The sequence below is a fragment of the Prescottella agglutinans genome, from assembly GCF_004011865.1.
Taxonomy (GTDB): Bacteria; Actinomycetota; Actinomycetes; order Mycobacteriales; family Mycobacteriaceae; genus Prescottella; species Prescottella agglutinans.
Genome location: NZ_RKLP01000003.1, coordinates 295517 through 311379, shown reverse-complemented (window position 1 = coordinate 311379; position 15863 = coordinate 295517). Strand labels below are relative to the sequence as shown.

The 15863-nt window shown below is 68.7% G+C and carries 18 protein-coding genes and 4 tRNA genes; 5 read left to right on the top strand and 17 right to left on the bottom strand.

Translation table 11 applies throughout. The features are described from left to right. Positions 1-49 precede the first annotated feature (49 nt). From secE to EGT67_RS08365, 10 genes are all read right to left on the bottom strand, one after another. Positions 50-556: a preprotein translocase subunit SecE gene (gene secE / locus EGT67_RS08405; RefSeq protein WP_164877502.1), complete on the bottom strand. Its 507-nt coding sequence runs from the start codon at positions 554-556 to the stop codon at positions 50-52. A gap of 34 nt (positions 557-590) precedes the next feature. Beyond that, positions 591-663 (bottom strand) — tRNA-Trp (locus EGT67_RS08400). A 162-nt stretch (positions 664-825) separates the two neighbouring features. After that, entirely contained in the window at positions 826-1251 is a 426-nt protein-coding gene (gene hadB, locus EGT67_RS08395; RefSeq protein ID WP_127915600.1) for a (3R)-hydroxyacyl-ACP dehydratase subunit HadB, read from the bottom strand. Continuing rightward, on the bottom strand, positions 1238-1723 hold the full coding sequence (gene hadA, locus EGT67_RS08390) for a (3R)-hydroxyacyl-ACP dehydratase subunit HadA (protein ID WP_206612327.1): 486 nt from the start codon (positions 1721-1723) through the stop codon (positions 1238-1240). The genes hadB and hadA overlap by 14 nt, the downstream gene beginning before the upstream one ends. A 153-nt stretch (positions 1724-1876) precedes the next feature. Next, entirely contained in the window at positions 1877-2044 is a 168-nt protein-coding gene (gene rpmG / locus EGT67_RS08385; RefSeq protein WP_003941903.1) for a 50S ribosomal protein L33, read from the bottom strand. A 63-nt stretch (positions 2045-2107) separates the two neighbouring features. Then, a tRNA-Met gene (locus EGT67_RS08380) sits at positions 2108-2180 on the bottom strand. A gap of 45 nt (positions 2181-2225) precedes the next feature. Beyond that, positions 2226-2298 (bottom strand) — tRNA-Thr (locus tag EGT67_RS08375). A 103-nt stretch (positions 2299-2401) separates the two neighbouring features. Beyond that, positions 2402-2569, bottom strand: coding sequence for a hypothetical protein (locus EGT67_RS25035; RefSeq protein WP_164877501.1), 168 nt, complete (start codon positions 2567-2569; stop codon positions 2402-2404). Between the two features lie 73 nt (positions 2570-2642). Beyond that, positions 2643-4148: an aldehyde dehydrogenase gene (locus EGT67_RS08370; protein ID WP_127915598.1), complete on the bottom strand. Its 1506-nt coding sequence runs from the start codon at positions 4146-4148 to the stop codon at positions 2643-2645. Positions 4149-4354: 206 nt separating this feature from the next. Further along, a tRNA-Tyr gene (locus EGT67_RS08365) sits at positions 4355-4437 on the bottom strand. A 166-nt stretch (positions 4438-4603) separates the two neighbouring features. Here EGT67_RS08365 and EGT67_RS08360 point away from each other — a divergent pair. Both EGT67_RS08360 and EGT67_RS08355 read left to right on the top strand, forming a co-directional pair. Further along, complete coding sequence (locus EGT67_RS08360) at positions 4604-5095, top strand: YajQ family cyclic di-GMP-binding protein (protein WP_127915597.1); 492 nt, start codon at positions 4604-4606, stop codon at positions 5093-5095. 309 nt (positions 5096-5404) lie between these two features. Then, positions 5405-6649, top strand: coding sequence for a phospholipase D-like domain-containing protein (locus EGT67_RS08355; protein ID WP_127915596.1), 1245 nt, complete (start codon positions 5405-5407; stop codon positions 6647-6649). 116 nt (positions 6650-6765) lie between these two features. On the opposite strand, the gene htpX is transcribed toward EGT67_RS08355, so the two are convergent. Beyond that, positions 6766-7671, bottom strand: a complete 906-nt coding sequence (gene htpX, locus EGT67_RS08350; protein ID WP_127915595.1) for a zinc metalloprotease HtpX — start codon at positions 7669-7671, stop codon at positions 6766-6768. Between the two features lie 115 nt (positions 7672-7786). Further along, positions 7787-8815 (bottom strand): polyprenyl synthetase family protein, encoded by a 1029-nt coding sequence (locus EGT67_RS08345; protein ID WP_127915594.1) that lies wholly within the window; start codon positions 8813-8815, stop codon positions 7787-7789. 116 nt (positions 8816-8931) lie between these two features. Between EGT67_RS08345 and EGT67_RS08340 the strand changes: the two genes are divergently transcribed. Then, a complete protein-coding gene (locus EGT67_RS08340; protein ID WP_127915593.1) occupies positions 8932-10203 on the top strand; it encodes a geranylgeranyl reductase family protein in 1272 nt (423 codons plus the stop codon). 38 nt (positions 10204-10241) lie between these two features. On the opposite strand, the gene EGT67_RS08335 is transcribed toward EGT67_RS08340, so the two are convergent. The 4 genes from EGT67_RS08335 to menD are packed head-to-tail and all read right to left on the bottom strand — an operon-like array spanning position 10242 to position 13793. Further along, on the bottom strand, positions 10242-10940 hold the full coding sequence (locus EGT67_RS08335) for a demethylmenaquinone methyltransferase (protein WP_127915592.1): 699 nt from the start codon (positions 10938-10940) through the stop codon (positions 10242-10244). Between the two features lie 23 nt (positions 10941-10963). Then, positions 10964-11683 (bottom strand): phosphatase PAP2 family protein, encoded by a 720-nt coding sequence (locus tag EGT67_RS08330; RefSeq protein WP_241565939.1) that lies wholly within the window; start codon positions 11681-11683, stop codon positions 10964-10966. Positions 11684-11718: 35 nt separating this feature from the next. Beyond that, a complete protein-coding gene (locus EGT67_RS08325) occupies positions 11719-12150 on the bottom strand; it encodes a DUF3592 domain-containing protein (protein ID WP_127915591.1) in 432 nt (143 codons plus the stop codon). Continuing rightward, positions 12147-13793: a 2-succinyl-5-enolpyruvyl-6-hydroxy-3-cyclohexene-1-carboxylic-acid synthase gene (menD, locus tag EGT67_RS08320; protein WP_127915590.1), complete on the bottom strand. Its 1647-nt coding sequence runs from the start codon at positions 13791-13793 to the stop codon at positions 12147-12149. Before menD ends, EGT67_RS08325 begins: the two co-directional genes overlap by 4 nt. Positions 13794-13855: 62 nt before the next feature. On the opposite strand from menD, the gene EGT67_RS08315 reads away from it, so the two are divergent. After that, positions 13856-14455, top strand: coding sequence for a flavin reductase family protein (locus EGT67_RS08315; protein ID WP_127915589.1), 600 nt, complete (start codon positions 13856-13858; stop codon positions 14453-14455). Between the two features lie 65 nt (positions 14456-14520). Continuing rightward, complete coding sequence (locus EGT67_RS08310) at positions 14521-15345, top strand: siderophore-interacting protein (RefSeq protein WP_127915588.1); 825 nt, start codon at positions 14521-14523, stop codon at positions 15343-15345. A gap of 56 nt (positions 15346-15401) precedes the next feature. Here the strand turns inward: EGT67_RS08310 and EGT67_RS08305 are convergent, their stop codons facing one another. Then, positions 15402-15848: a DUF6918 family protein gene (locus EGT67_RS08305; protein WP_127915587.1), complete on the bottom strand. Its 447-nt coding sequence runs from the start codon at positions 15846-15848 to the stop codon at positions 15402-15404. Positions 15849-15863: the final 15 nt, after the last annotated feature.

The window sequence follows — 15863 nt, the reverse complement described above, 5'->3', positions numbered from 1 at the left end:
TTCCTCTCGTCAATCACATCGTTCGGGAACGCCGACGGGCGCGCCCGGGTTAGCCGAACAGCCAGCTGACGCCCTTGATGAAACCAAGGTCGAGGAGGCTGATGAACGTCACCATGAAGGCGACGAACACGAGCACCACACTGGTGTAAGTGATCATCTGCTTGCGATTGGGCCAGATGACCTTACGGAGCTCGGCAATCACTTCGCGCAGGAAGCGACGAATCCGCTTGAAGATGTTCTCCGTGCGGGGCTTGTCCGCCTTACGCGGCTTGGTGGCGCCCGCCTTCGAGTCCGCGGAGGACGCGGAGCGTGACTTGGTCGACTTGACGGAGGAAGCGGCGACCGCCGGCTTCACCGTCCCGACGGGCTCTGCGGTGCCGGCACGACGCGCAGTGCGCTTGCCACTCGGCTTTCCTGCTGGGGCCGCACTCGTGGGGCTCTCTTCAGCAGTGACCTGGCCGTTCGCGGGCTGGTCGGGAACGGCCGATTCGTCGACAGGGCCGAAGTCCGCAGACTCGGGAGTGCCGTCGTCGCGCTTACCGCGCTCCTCGCTCACCGTCGTTCCTCTCAGTCGCTGGCCGGTCCGGGTGCAGGGGCGACAGGACTTGAACCTGCAACCTGCGGTTTTGGAGACCGCTGCTCTGCCAGTTGAGCTACGCCCCTTTGTCGACCGATCGAACTGGTCGACCTATCTGGGTTCACATGACATGCGCGCCACCCCTTAGCGGGCTGTTACCAGCACCGTAGGGCAGCGCGCAGCGCCTGAGTAACCCCAGAAACTCTAGTGTACTTCAATGCCCGGATCAAACCCAATCCGCTCGACACTCAGGCCAAACGGACTGTTGCGGTGGCCCGCCCGAAGATCTTCCGACCCTCGGATCGTGCCACGATCGCGACTACTGCGGTCTTGCTTTCGGCGTCCACCGACTTGACCTTGCCGGTGAACTCCACTTCGGCAGCCTTGTCGGCCGCCACATACACCGGGCTGGTGAACCGAACGTTGTATTCGGTCACGGCACCCGGATCGCCGAGCCAGGACGAGACGAATCCGCCACCCAGACCCATCGTGAGCATCCCGTGCGCCACGACGTCCGGCAAGCCGGCCAGTCGGGCCACGTGATCGCTCCAGTGGATCGGATTGGGATCACCCGACACGCCGGCGTAGTTGACGAGGTTGCCACGGGTCAGCGTGACGACGCGCTCGGGCAGTTCTTCGCCGACGGCGACGTCCTCGAACCTACGGAGCGACATGCATCATCACATCCTTGACCGCGTGCGCGATGTTCTCGTCCACTTCACCCCCGGAGCGCGCGACGAGCGTCGTCCAGGTGGTCTGGACCAGTTCGCCGTTCACTTCGGAGATGATGTTCTTGGTGACGATGATGTCGCTGCCGGCCACCTGGCGGAACGACTCCAGGTAGACGTCGCAGATCAATCGGTCACCGGCCTTCAGCGGCCTGTGGAACACGAGCCGCTGATCGGTCTGCATGATCTGGCTGAGGTCGTAACCGGTTACGACCTCCTCGAACAGCTTGCGCTGGGCGAGCATGCCGACGATCGAAACGAAGGTCAGAGGTGCGATGAGGCCGTCGTAACCGAGGCCCTTGGCCGCATCCTCGTCGTGATGAGCGGGATGATCGTCGAGAACCGCACGGGCGTACTCGCGGATCTTCTCCCGGCCGATCTCGTAGAAATCGGTCACGCGGTAGTGGTGTCCGACCATCTCGGCCGCATGCGCGGCGGGGTCCAACACCACTCCGGGCTCTCTCACGACTGTTTCTGTCACAGCGAAATCTCCCCTGCCCTGCTAGACGCAACAACTTCCGTTAGGGCAGTGTGACAGTGAACCTAACGCGCGAGCGCCGACTCCGAGAAACTACTTGGACTCGCGGTGCGACTGGTGGGTTCCGCAGTTCGGGCAGAACTTCTTCAGCTCGAGGCGATCGGGGTCGTTGCGGCGGTTCTTCTTGGTGATGTAGTTGCGGTGCTTGCACACCTCACAGGCCAAGGTGATCTTCGGCCGAACGTCAGTCGAGGAGGCCACGGGGACGCCTTCTTTCGCGTGAATCTGATCATGAAACGATCAGGGTGGATCATTCGTCTTGTGTAGCGATGGCCGGACTTGAACCGGCGACACAACGATTATGAGTCGTTTGCTCTACCAACTGAGCTACACCGCCTCGGTGTCGAGTGTCGCGCGAATCTGGCGACACCACAATCCAGCGAGCCCCCTGACGGAATCGAACCGTCGACCTTTTCCTTACCATGGAAACGCTCTGCCGACTGAGCTAAGGGGGCGTGGCTATCCTGCGCATCTCTGCGCGCTGAAGCCTCCAGAAGATTACACAGACCTTCGCGCCAGCACCAAATTTGCAGGTCAGACCGGGTAAATCCAGCCTTCTCAGGTGGGTGGCGCGCGCATCGCCGACCGGGCCGTGGCGACGCCGGCGACCACATCGAGCCGATGGACGACGCCGATCACCCCGTCTACCTGGGATTTCGCCGGCAGGCCGGACGAGAAATGCGGAAATTCGCGAGCACCGGGACGTTCGAGGACGCGGCGCGGCATCCGCGTCCGCTCCTCCCGGACTCCCCCGCCACCGGGGGCGAGGGAGTCCGGGATCAGCAGGTCGTCGACCTGGTCACCGCAGGTTGTCCACCTTCTCCGCGCTCGCGGGCATCGAGTCCAGGAGCACCGTCTTGGCCTCGAGATACGGCTGGAGGCCGTCCAGGCCGCCCTCGCGACCTATGCCGGACTGCTTGAACCCGCCGAATGCGATGCCGAAATCGGTCCGGAACCCGTTGTGACCGACGGTGCCGGACCGCAGCTGCCGCGAGACCGCCCACGCCCGCTCGATGTCATTCGTGAACACGGACGCGTTGAGGCCGTAGATCGTGTCGTTCGCGATGTCGACGGCGTGGTTCTCGTCGTCGGCCGCGATCACGCTCACGACGGGCCCGAAGATCTCCTCACGGGCGATGGTGGAGTTGTTGTCGACGTTGCCGAACACCGTCGGCTCGATGAAGAAGCCGCGCTCGAGGTTCGCGGGCCGGCGGCCGCCGGCCACGAGCCTCGCACCCTCCTCGCAGCCCTTCGCGATGAGGCCCTCGACCTTGTCGAGCTGCCGCGACATCGCCAGCGGGCCCATCTCGGTCTCGGGGTCGAACGGGTCGCCGACCCGGATCGCGGACATCGCGGCGCCGAGGGCGTCGACGAACTCGTCGTGGCGGGGGCGGCTGACGACGATGCGGGTGAGCGACGCACACACCTGGCCGGTCATGAGCCGCGCCGACTGGGCGATGGACTGCGCGGCCGTCGCGAGGTCGTAGTCGTCGAGGATGACGCCGGCGGACTTGCCACCGAGCTCGAGCGTGCAGCGGGCGATCCGCTCACCGCACAGCGACGCGATCCGGCGCCCGGCCGCGGTGGAGCCGGTGAACGTGACCTTGTCGATGCCGGGGTTGCGGACCACCAGCTCCGACACCTCCCGCTCGGCCGTGACGACGTTGACGACGCCGGCGGGCAGGCCGCACGCCTCGACGATCTCCGCGAAGACGTACGCGGCACCCGGGGCCTCGGGCGAGGCCTTCACGACGACGGTGCAGCCCGCGATGAGCGCCGGGGCGACCTTGTTGGCGATGAGGCCCAGCGGGCTGTTCCACGGGATGATCGCGGCGACCACACCGACCGGCTCGCGGACGAGCAGGCCGACACCGTTACCCGAGCTGGGCCGGTGCCGTTCGACCCACTCGTAGCTGTCGGCGAGGCCCGCGTAGTAGTCGAAGACGTCGCCGGACTGCGCCGACGCATACGTGGACACCGCGGCGAGGATTCCCATCTCGCTGGTCCAGATCCGGCCGAGTTCGGCGCTGCGGTCCCGGATGGCGGCACCGATCGCGTGGATGTACGGGGCGCGCTCGGCGTGCGTCATGCGTGCCCACGGGCCGCGATCGAACGCCGCCCGGGCGGCGTCGACGGCACGCGAGACGTCCTGCGCGTCGGCCTCGGCGACGGTGAGGAACACGTCCTCGGTGGCCGGGTTGACGACGTCGAACCGGGCGGGCGTCGACGGCTCGACCCATTCGCCGCCGATGAACAGCCGTCCGGGGTGCTTCACCGTCTCGTTCGCATTGATCAGACCTGTCATCGGGGAATCGGCTCCTTCGCGCGTCCGGCGCGCCCGCCTTGTGACGGACGCCACTCTCGCCGGACGTTAAAGAGCCGCCGGGCCCGAAAGACCACCCGGTCTCGCCCAGTGGGACGGATCGCAGCCCGCCCGCAGCCGCGGAGCGGAGGGAGAAGAACCCCGAAAACAGTTCAGCCCCGACCTTTTCAAGGTCGGGGCTGAATGTGTGGCAGATGTAGGATTCGAACCTACGTAGGCATAAGCCGACGGATTTACAGTCCGCTCCCATTGGCCGCTCGGGCAATCTGCCAGGCTGCGCCCAGAGTATCTTGCTCGCTCTGACGCCTATCGAAGAATACATCGAAGTCCCCCCAGATACGCAAACCGGGTGGATACGGGGGGTAGCGACCCGATAGCGTCAGGGCTACCCACCGCTGTCCGGGTGGGGTCTACCGCCAAGAATTCAGGAGTGTGCAGTGGCTGATTCGTCCTTCGATGTGGTGAGCAAGGTTGATCGTCAAGAGGTGGACAACGCTCTGCATCAGGCTGCGAAGGAGCTGGGCACCCGGTTCGACTTCCGCAACACCGGGGCGAGCATCGAATGGTCCGGCGAGGAGACCATCACGCTGACCGCCGACACCGAGGAGCGTCTCACCGCCGCCCTCGACGTGTTCAAGGAGAAGCTGATCCGCCGCGACATCTCGCTCAAGGCGTTCGACGCCGGCGAGCCGGCGCAGTCCGGCAAGATCTACAAGCTGAGCGGCTCCCTGGTCCAGGGCATCAGCAGCGAGAACGCCAAGAAGATCTCGAAGAAGATCCGCGACGAGGGCCCCAAGGGCGTCAAGGCGCAGATCCAGGGCGAGGAACTGCGCGTGAGCAGCAAGAAGCGTGACGACCTGCAGGCCGTCATCTCGCTGCTCAAGGGCGAGGATTTCGGGATCGCCCTGCAGTTCGTCAACTACCGCTAGTACCTCGGCGGGAACCGCGGCGACGACCGCGCCGACCCCGCCAACCTGTGGCGCAACCACTCCCGATTGTCGCGAGGCGTGCGCCCGTCGCCACGGACCCGTTCCAGGAGGACGGGTCCGTGGCGAGCCACCGGTCCACGGCGGAACGAATGGGTGCTCGCAGCCGCCCGTGAAACGGAGTGCGGCGTCGCGGGGTTCACAGTTACCCGACAGGACCGCGACACTTCACCGGATCGACAGCCCCCGTTTCCAGCCGATGCCGAAGATCGACCCGCCATTTCAGGCTTGTCGATTTCGAAGGAACAGCTCTTGATCAGGTCATCGAAGCTCCTGGCCACCGTGGGTATCGCGACAATTCTCCTGGCTTCTGGCGGTGCCACCGCCGCGGCTGCCGGCCTCGGATCCCTCGCCCCTGGGACGGGCCAGCCCGTGGATCCGATGAAGGCGTGCACCTTGTCCGACACCACCCCGGTGCAGACCAAAGCTGTCTTCAACGATCCGGTGTCCGGCGACCCGGCGGCGATCATGGCCGAGTTGTGTTCGCTCATCAGGCAGGCCCCGGCGGGCTCACAGATCCGCATCGCCCACTTCGTCGTCAGCGGAACTGTCGGCGACGACTTCGCGGACGTGATCATCGACGCGCAGCGGCGCGGCGTCGACATCCAGATGGTGCTCGACGGCTGGCAGGACGACAAGCCCCCGGCCCAGAGGATTCTGCAGGCGCTGGGTACTGACAAGAACCAGCCGTCATGGCTGCACGTGTGCAGCAACGTCTCCCCCGAAGGCAACACGTCCTCGTGCTTGGGCACGAAGGGGAACCACAACAAGTTCGCCCTCTTCGGTGAGACCGGCGGCAAACGGAACGTCGTCATGCAGTCGTCGTCCAACCTGACCGACGTCAACTCCAGGACCTACTGGAACAACGCGGTAGTGCTCGACGGGAACGACCGACTGTTCGAGACGTACGGCCGCTACTTCACGGAACTGGCCGCCGAATCACGCACCGAGGCGACGCTCGGCAGGATCCACACCGACATGCCCGGCGGCCCGGTCGAGGTGTACTTCTCGCCGGTCCCCGAGGGCGACCCGGTCCTCGATCAACTGGCAGGACTGACCTGCGGTTCGTCGACGCGTATCGGTGTCGCGATGTCGGAAATGGACGACACCCGAGTGGACATCGTCGACAGACTGGTGGCGTTGTCCAGGGAAGGCTGCGACGTCCGGATCGTCCACGGCACGATCGGGACCGAGGGTGCGGCGCGACTCGCCGCCGAGCCGTCCATCGAGGTCCGCACACTGAACGACTCGGAACTGCCCGGCCGCGTGCACTCGAAGTACATGGTCGTCGACCACGGCAGTGTCGGACTCGGCAGTGCCGACCTCGGCAGTTCGGGCACCGCAACAGGATGGGTGACGACCGGTTCCCAGAACTGGAATCACACGTCGCTGCGCCGCAACGACGAAGCGACCCTCACGCTGCACCAGCCGGCCATGGTCGACGAGTACACGGCGAATTTCGAGCACGTGTTCAGCGTCGCTCGTCCCACCAGCTGACGGGCCGGATATGACCTGATGTGAAGGGAATCTCCGTTCGGATGTGACCGGTCCGGACCCACATCCGACCGGAGTTTCCTCGTGCGCCACTGTGGGTGCCGCATCACTCCGCCGCCTCAGTGCTCACGGTAGGTGGGCGGGAGACCGCCGTCGGACGGGCCGCCACCGGCCATCCGCTCGAGACGCGCGATGCGGTCGGCCATCGGCGGGTGGGTGGAGAACATCTTGCTGACCCGGTCGCCGGCGCGGAACGGGTTGGCGATCATCATGTGCGACTGCGCCGCGATCTTCGGTTCCGGCGGCAGCGGCGCGGCCTGCGTGCCGCGCTCGAGCTTGCGCAGCGCCGACGCGAGGGCCAGCGGATCACCCGTCAGCTCGGCCCCGGACTGATCGGCCTGGTACTCCCGCGAGCGGGACACCGCGAGCTTGACGACGGTGGCCGCGATCGGCCCCAGCAGCGAAACCAGAAGCAGCGCAATCGGATTGGCACCCTGACCGTTGCCGCGACCGCCGAACATGTTCGCGAAGATCGCCATGTTCGCCAGGCCGGAGATGACCGCGGCCATCGCGCCGGCCACGGACGAGATCAGGATGTCGCGGTTGTAGACGTGGGACAGTTCGTGGCCGAGCACGGCCCGCAGTTCCCGCTCGTCGAGGATGTCGAGGATGCCGCTGGTGCAGCACACGGCCGCGTGCCGGGGGTTGCGGCCGGTCGCGAACGCGTTGGGTGCCGCGGTGGGGCTGATGTAGAGCCGGGGCATCGGCTGGTGCGCCGCGGTCGCGAGCTCACGAACGATCTTGTAGATGACCGGTGCCTGCACCTCGGTGATGGGCTGGGCGTGCATCGCGCGCAGCGCGAGCTTGTCGCTGTTGAAGTACGCCCACGCGTTGGTCGCCACGGCCAGGAAGATCGAGAAGATCAGGATGCTTCGGTTCTGGAACAACGACCCGATGAAGATGATCAACGCCGACATTCCGACCAGTAGGCCGAACGTCTTGGCACCGTTCGCGTAACCGTGCACGACTCGCCTCTTCCCTATTCGCCGTCGCCTGGACCCGGGACGGCTCCTTCCAAGACAACGAACCAGCCCGGGAACAGGGTTCCCGGGCTGGTGTGAAGGCTACTTCAGCGAGTGGTCAGCCGACGCGTTCGACGGTGTACCCGACGAGTCGCACCAGCGCCTCGTTGGCCGGGCCCTGCGGCAGCTGTGCGAGTTCGGTGCGCGCCCGGTCGGCGTACTCGCCGAGCTTCGCCTTGGCCGCGGCCATGCCCGGCGAGCGCTCGAGCAGCGCCAGGGCCTCGGCGACGTCGGCGTCGTCGGTGACGGGTCCGGCCAGCAGCTCGCGGAGGCGATCGGCGTCGGCCCCCTCCTCGCGCAGCGCGTACAGGACGGGCAGCGTGTGGACACCCTCGCGCAGGTCGGTGCCCGGAGTCTTGCCGGACTGCTCGGACGCCGACGAGATGTCGATGATGTCGTCGGCGATCTGGAACGCGGTGCCGACGGCGTCGCCGAGGCGCTCGAGGCGCGCGATCTGGTCGGCGTCGGCGCCGGAGAAGGTGCCGCCGAAGCGTCCGCTGGCCGCGATCAGCGAACCGGTCTTCTCCCACACGACCTTGAGGTAGTGCTCGACCGGGTCCTGGTGTTCGCGCGCACCGATCGTCTCGCGCATCTGGCCGGTGACCAGCTCCGCGAACGTCTCGGCGATGATCCGGACGGCCTCGGGGCCGAGCGTCGACACCAGGCGCGACGCGTGCGCGAACAGGTAGTCGCCGGCGAGGATCGCGATGCTGTTGCCCCACCGGGCGTTCGCGCTCGGGGCACCGCGCCGCATCGCCGCCTCGTCCATGACGTCGTCGTGGTACAGCGTCGCCAGGTGCACGAGCTCGACGACGGTGGCCGCCGTGACGACGGCCGGGTCGGAGCCCTTGGGCCCGAGCTGCGCGGTCAGGACGGTGAACAGCGGACGGAACCGCTTACCGCCGGCCTTGGCGAGGTGCAGCGCCGCCTCGGTGAGGAAGTCCTCACCGTCGGACAGCTCGCTGACCAGAAGCTCCTCGACGCGGGCGAGCCCGTCGCGCACGACGTCCGCGAGCTGCTGGTCGCCGAGATCGACCCCGGCGACGACAGTCCTCGACTCCTCAGTGCTCACGATGTCAGTACTCATTCCTGTAGTCGGTGACGCCTCGGTAACCACGGTAGTGAACCTAGCGGTATCACCGGCCGGGACCGAACCTGCCCTCACCGCGTTGCCGTCCCTCAGCCTGAGAAGATACTGGGGTGGTGGCCGACAATTTTCCGACCGCAGGGTCCAACGATGCCCCGAATCTCCCCTCGAGCACGGAAGTACTGGTAGTCGGTGCTGGTCCGGCCGGTTCCGCGGCAGCGGCGTGGGCCGCGCGCGACGGCCGCGACGTCCTGCTCGTCGACGCGTCGACGTTTCCCCGGGACAAGACGTGCGGGGACGGGCTGACGCCGCGGGCGGTCGCCGAACTCGACCACCTGGGCCTGGGCGACTGGATCCGCGAGCGCACCGTCAACCGGGGCCTGCGACTGACCGGGTGGGGCCGGGAACTACAGCTGCCGTGGCCGGGCGGGACGCTGCCGGCCGTCGGCAGCGCCGTCCCCCGCGCCGAGCTCGACGACCGGCTGCGTCTCACCGCGATCGAGTCGGGCGCGCGAATGGCGCAGGGCGCCAAGGCCGTCGGCGTCGAGCTGGACGGCGACCGGGTGCGGGCGGTGACGCTGAAGACGGCCGCCGGGACGCAGACGGTCGCGTGCGAGAAGCTGATCGTCGCCGACGGTGTCCGGTCGACGCTCGGCAAGCAGCTGGGCCGCGAGTGGCATCGCGACACCGCGTACGGGGTCGCCGCCCGCGCGTACGCACCGTCGGGTCGCAGCGACGACCCGTGGATCACGTCACACCTGGAGCTGCGCGACGACACCGGCGCGCTGCAGCCCGGCTACGGCTGGGTGTTCCCGCTCGGGACCGGCGAGGTGAACATCGGCGTCGGCACGCTCGCGACCGCCAAGCGGCCGGCGCCGGGTGCGCTGCGGCCGCTGCTCGACCTGTACGTCGCGCAGCGGCGCGCCGAATGGCAGCTGGACGGCGCGGTGCACTCGGTGGCGTCGGCGCTGCTGCCGATGGGTGGTGCCGTCTCGAACGTCGCGGGCCGCAACTGGGCGCTGATCGGTGACGCGGCGGCGTGCGTGAATCCGCTCAACGGCGAGGGCATCGACTACGGGCTCGAGGGCGGGCGCCTGGTGGCCCGGGTGCTCGACGACGCCGACCTCACCGACGTGTGGCCGGCGATCCTGCGGGACCGCTACGGCCGCGCGTTCTCGATCGCGCGCCGGCTGGCGGGGCTGCTGACCCTCGCGCGGTTCCTGCCGGCGTCGGGCCCGGTCGCGATGCGCTCGCGCGCGATGATGACGGTCGCGGTGCGGGTGATGGGCAACCTCGTCACCGACGAGGACACCGACGCCGTCGCCCGCGCGTGGCGGACGTCCGGCGGGGCGTCGCTGCGGCTCGATTCGCGGCCGCCGTTCAGCTGAGCGGTGTGCGTCGCCTCACCGCGTGATCGTGGGCGAACTCACCGAACGGCGCGGTGCAGCGCGACGACGCCCCCGGTGAGATTGCGCCACTGCACGTTCCTCCAGCCGGCGGCCTCGATGCGCTTGGCGAGGTCCTCCTGCGCGGGCCACGCGCGGATCGACTCGGCGAGGTAGACGTAGGCGTCGGGATTGCTGCTGACCGCGCGGGCGACCTGCGGGAGCGCCTTCATCAGGTACTCCATGTAGATCTTGCGGAACGGCCCGAACACCGGGGTGGAGAACTCGCTCACGACGAGGCGTCCGCCGGGCTTGGTGACCCGGGCGATCTCGCGCAGACCGGCGTCGAAGTCGGAGACGTTGCGCAGGCCGAAGGAGATGGTGGCGGCGTCGAACACGCCGTCGGCGTAGGGCAGGTGCATCGCATCGCCGGCGACCATCGGGACGTTGCGGCCGACGCCGGCCTGGAGCATGCCCTTGGAGAAGTCGGTGGCCACCACCCAGGCGCCGGAGCGGCCGAGTTCGACGGTGGAGACGCCGGTCCCGGCGGCGAGGTCGAGGACCCGCTCCCCCGGCTTCAGGTCGAGGGCGGCGCGGGTCGCCTTCCGCCAACTGCGGTCCTGGCCGAAGGACAGGACGGTGTTCGTCAGGTCGTACCGCTTGGCGACGCCGTCGAACATGGACGCGACCTCGTGCGGATCCTTCTCGAGCGAGGCCCGCGATCCGTGTGTTTCTGCCACGGTCGAAGACGCTACCAACCGGCTCACGCCTCGATGTCTGCTGCCGGGCCGTCCGCGGCCGGGCTGTCCACGGGCGGGCTGTCCGGAGCCGGGCGCGCCGACCCGGACGCGCGCCGACCCAGGGCGCGGGCCTTGCCTCGGGCCCACGGCACGAGCATCACGACGACGGCGATCGTGACGGACGACCCGACGACCGCGCCGGCGAGGACGTCGTGCGGATAGTGGACGCCCTGCAGGACGCGGGTCGCGCCGATGAGCACGGCGAGCGCGATCACGAGGCCCCGCTGCAGCGACGACAACGCCTGCTCCGACGCGAGCACGATCGCGGTCGCGAGACCGATCGCGATGACGGTGTGGTTGCTGGGGAACGACCAGTCACCGACCGTCGGGCAGTCCGGCAGCGCCACCTGGGTGCGGCACGGCCGGTCCTCGGCGACGAGCGACTTGACCATCTCGCTGAGCGCGTAGGCGACGACGACACCGAACCCGCCCATCAGCAGGTCGCCCAGGAACGGGGAGCGGGTGCGCCACATCTGCACGGCGAGGAGCGCGAACAGCGCCACGAGCACGAGAAGCCCGACGTCGGCGATGAGGCCGACACCGGGCAGTTCGGCGGTGTGCGGGACGATCGCGCGGTAGATCGCCGCACTCACGTCGCGCAGCAGGTACAGCGCCACCACGATCACCGACGCGGCGATCAGCATCATCCCCGCGCGTTCGGCGCTTCTCGCACTAGTTCGCATTGATCGAGGATAGAAACCCTTCCTGAGTGAACTTCTCAGGAATTGTCGGAATTGCCGGTTCGTGCCCGGCGACGCAGGACGAGAAGCACCGGCAGCGCGACGAGCCACGTCACGACGATCACCGATCCGGCCGGCACGATGGCGACCCGCGCGTCGCGGCCGGCGACGCGCACGAGGTCCGGATCGCTACGCGAGTACTCGACGTCGATGCGCTGGCCGGCGGTCAGATTGGTCGGATAGAGCACGCCGAGTTTCGGGTTGCGGGTGATGCCGTCGGGGGTCACGAAGCTGACGGCCGACCGCAGCGAACCCGCCGACAGCACCTCCGCGGTCGCGGTGCCCATGTCCGACTCGATGGTCCGATCGTTGCGCCACGCCGCGAGCACGAGCAGGACGGCCAGCACCGAGATGCCGACCGCAGCGACGACGACGCCGACCAGCGTCCGGTGCGCGACGCGGGGACTCACAGCTGTGCCCGCACGGCGGCGTGCAACTCGCGCAGACCGGACCGTTCGGTGGCCACCTCGAGCACGCGGATGCCCTCGGCCGGGACGGTGAGCGCGGCGGTGAGCCCGGACAGGGTGACGTGGGCGTGCGGGACGCGGTACGCGGCGCACAGCGCGGCCAGGTCCATCCCGTGCGGCGTACCGAAGACGCGCTCGAACACGCCCGCGTACTGCGGGTCGCCCTGCTCGAGCAGTTCGAAGATGCCGCCGCCGTCGTCGTTGGCGACGACGATCGTGAGGTCCTTCGGGCGCGGTTCGCCGGTCCCGATGAGCAGGCCCGACGCGTCGTGCAGGAACGTCAGGTCGCCGAGCAGCGCGACGGTGCGACCCTCCGTCTCGTAGGCGAGCGCCGCACCGACCGCGCTGGAGACGGTGCCGTCGATACCGGCGACGCCGCGGTTCGACAGCACCCGCACGCCGGGGCGCGGGTAGCTCACCAGGGCGGCGTCGCGCACCGGGTTGGACGCGCCCAGCAGCAGCTGGTCGCCGTCGGACAGCCCGTCCATGACCGCGGCGGCGACGTGCAGGCCGGTGGTCTTGGGATGCGCCGCCAGCTGCGACCGGACCGCCTTGTCGGCGTGCTCGGACAGGTGCCGGCAGCGGGCCAGCCACGCCGGGTCGGGCTCGCCGGACACCACGGCCCGGGTGCCGGTGGCGCGGACGTTGCCGGACACGTCGGGCCAGCGCGGACCGGTGGTGAGTGCGTACACCGCGACGGCCGGGTCGGCGAGCAGCTTCGACACCGGCCGGTGCAGTGTGGGCCGGCCGGTGATGATCGCCTGACGCGGCTTGAGCTGCGGGAGCGCGAGCGGGTGCAGCGGCAGCCCGTGCAGCGGCGCGGTCGGCTCGGCCACGGTCGGCAGCCCCGCCAGCTCGGGCCGGTAGGCGGCGCCGTGCCCGGAGATCACGACGGTGTCGGGGGTGATGTCGAGGTCCATCGGCACGTCCAGGGTGGCGTGCGTCGCTGTCGTCCACGGCGCGCCGTCCGGGCGGCCCTCCGGAACCGGGCCCTGCGCGTGGACGTCGGGCACGAGCGGCTCGCGCAGCGGGATGTCGAAGTGGACGGGACCGGCGTTGCCGGAGCGGGTGCCGCGGGCGGCGGCGAGCACCCGGCACACCGCGGAACGCCACTGACTGTTCTGCTCGTCGAAGCGGATCCCGCGCAGCGACTCGTCGCCGGCCTCCTCGGCGAGGCCGAGGCTGATCGCGGCCCGCACCTGGCTGCCGAACAGGCCGAACTGTTCGACGGTCTGGTTGGCACCGGTGCCGAGCATCTCGTACGGACGGTTGGCGCTGAGCACGACGAGCGGGATGCGCGCGTAGTTCGCCTCGAGCACGGCCGGACCGAGATTCGCGACCGCGGTCCCGGAGGTCATCACGACCGGGACGGGGCGTCCACTCGCGACCGCCAGGCCGATGGCCAGGAAGCCGGCGGTGCGCTCGTCGATGCGCATGTGCAGGCGAATCCGTCCCGCGTTGTCGGCCGCCTGCAGCGCGAACGCGAGCGGCGCGTTGCGCGAACCCGGGCAGAGCACGGCCTCACGTACCCCGCCGCGGATCAGTTCGTCGACGACGGCGGTGGCTTGTGCTGTGGACGGATTCACGCCTTCCAGATTGGCAGACGCTGCGGTCGCCGTGCCGCGAGGGGGCTGCCACGATGGTCGGCATGACGCGCACGATCTTCGACCCGGCCGACATCGATTCGGGCCGCTTCTACAAGGTGCTGACCGCGTCGGTGGTGCCGCGGCCGATCGCGTGGGTGTCGACGCTGTCGGCGGACGGCGTGCCCAATCTGGCGCCGTACAGCTTCTTCACCGTGTCGAGCGCGCACCCGCCGGTGGTGCAGTTCACGTCGGTCACCCGCAAGGACAGCCTGCGCAACATCGAGGCGACGGGCGAGTTCGTGGTCAACCTCGCGACCGAACCGCTGGTCGAGAAGGTCAATGCCAGTTCGGCACCGTACGAGCCGGGCACCGACGAGTTCGCGGTCCTCGACATCGCGAGCGAGCCGAGCGAGCGGGTGCGCCCGCCGCGGGTCGCCGACTCCCCCGTCGCGATCGAGTGCCGGCTGCGGCAGATCATCGAGGTGGGCGAGTCGTTCGTCGTGATGGGCGACGTGCTGACGGTCGCGGTGCGGCCGGAGGCGCTCGCCGACGACGGCCTGCCCGCGTTCACCGCGCTGGCGCCGCTCAGTCGCCTGGGCCGCGACGAGTGGGGCATGACGCCGCCGGTCCGCCGGATCACCCGCCCGGGCCGCCCTGGCTGACCCACGACAGACCCTCGCGTATTAGGGTTGGCTAAACTACTACCGGATTCGCGGGACGGAATGCCATGGCCAAACGCTCCAAGTTCGTCAAACCCGAACAGCGCGAGATCATCTCGGCGCACGTGCTGGGCAGCAAGCGGATCGGCGCCAACTTCGTCCGGGTGACGATCGGCGGCGACGGCCTCCACGGCTTCACCCCGATGGGTTTCGACCAGTGGTTCCGGATGTTCATTCCGGATCGGGAGCAGACCGGTTTCCGGCTGCCCACGTCCGCCGGCAACCTCTGGTACGCCCAGTTCAAGCTGATCCCCAAGGACGTCCGGCCGGTGCTGCGCAACTACACGGTGCGCGAATTCCGACCCACCGGAGGAGTTTTCGGCGACGGACCGGAACTCGACATCGACTTCGCGTCGCACGGCGACCTCGGCCCGGCGTCGGCGTGGGCCGACGCCTGCGCCGCCGGCGATCCGCTGGGCCTGCTGGACGAGGGCCTGATCTACAACCCCACCCCCGACGCCCGCTGGCACCTCCTGGTGGGCGACGAGAGCGCGATGCCCGCGATCGTCGGCATCCTCCGGTCCGCCGACCCGGGTCTGCGGGTGCGCGCGTACATCGAGATCCCGCACGCCGACGACGCGCAGAGCGTGGCCGTGAGCGACCACGTCGAACTGCACTGGCTGGTCCGTGACGACGCGTCGGCCAAGCCCGGCGAACTCGCCCTCGCGACGGTGCAGGCCGCCGATCTGCCGGAGGGCCCGTTCTACACGTTCGTCGCGGGCGAGAGCGATCTCGCGACGGGCGTGCGCCGCCACCTGGTGAACGATCGGCGGGTGCCGAAGTCCGACATCGCCTTCACCGGATACTGGCGCCACGGACACGCCGCGTACTGACCTCGAAAGACAGTGAGCCCGCCCGGATCACCGGGCGGGCTCACTGCTGTGTGCGACTAGGCCGCGTGCTTCTGCACCAGGTCGCCGAGACGCGGCAGCGCCTCGATGACGTGCTTCTTCGCCGACGGGCGCAGCGTCGAGTAGACCTTCTTGATCGCGCCCTTGTCGGTGCCCTCGATGCGCTCGTCCGTGACGCCCAGCAGGGCGTCGGCCGCGGCATCGCTGCGCGCGGTCAGGAACGCCGAGAAGCTGCCCTCACCGCTCGCCGAGAACTCCTGCCAGAACGGCTCGAGGCGCACGACGAACGCCGGCAGCAGTCCCTCGATGGCGTCCGGCACGATCGACGGGCCGACCTTCTTGACCGCCGAGTAGCCCCCCTTCAGCGCAAGTCCTGACGCACCCTTCTTGTCAGAAACCTCCGCGTCGACGAGAGCCTCGACGTCCGCGAGAACCGCGGGCATCCGAGCCTCGTCCAACAGGGTGTCGTTCAGCGCTGCAACCACTTTCCAATGCCTCCG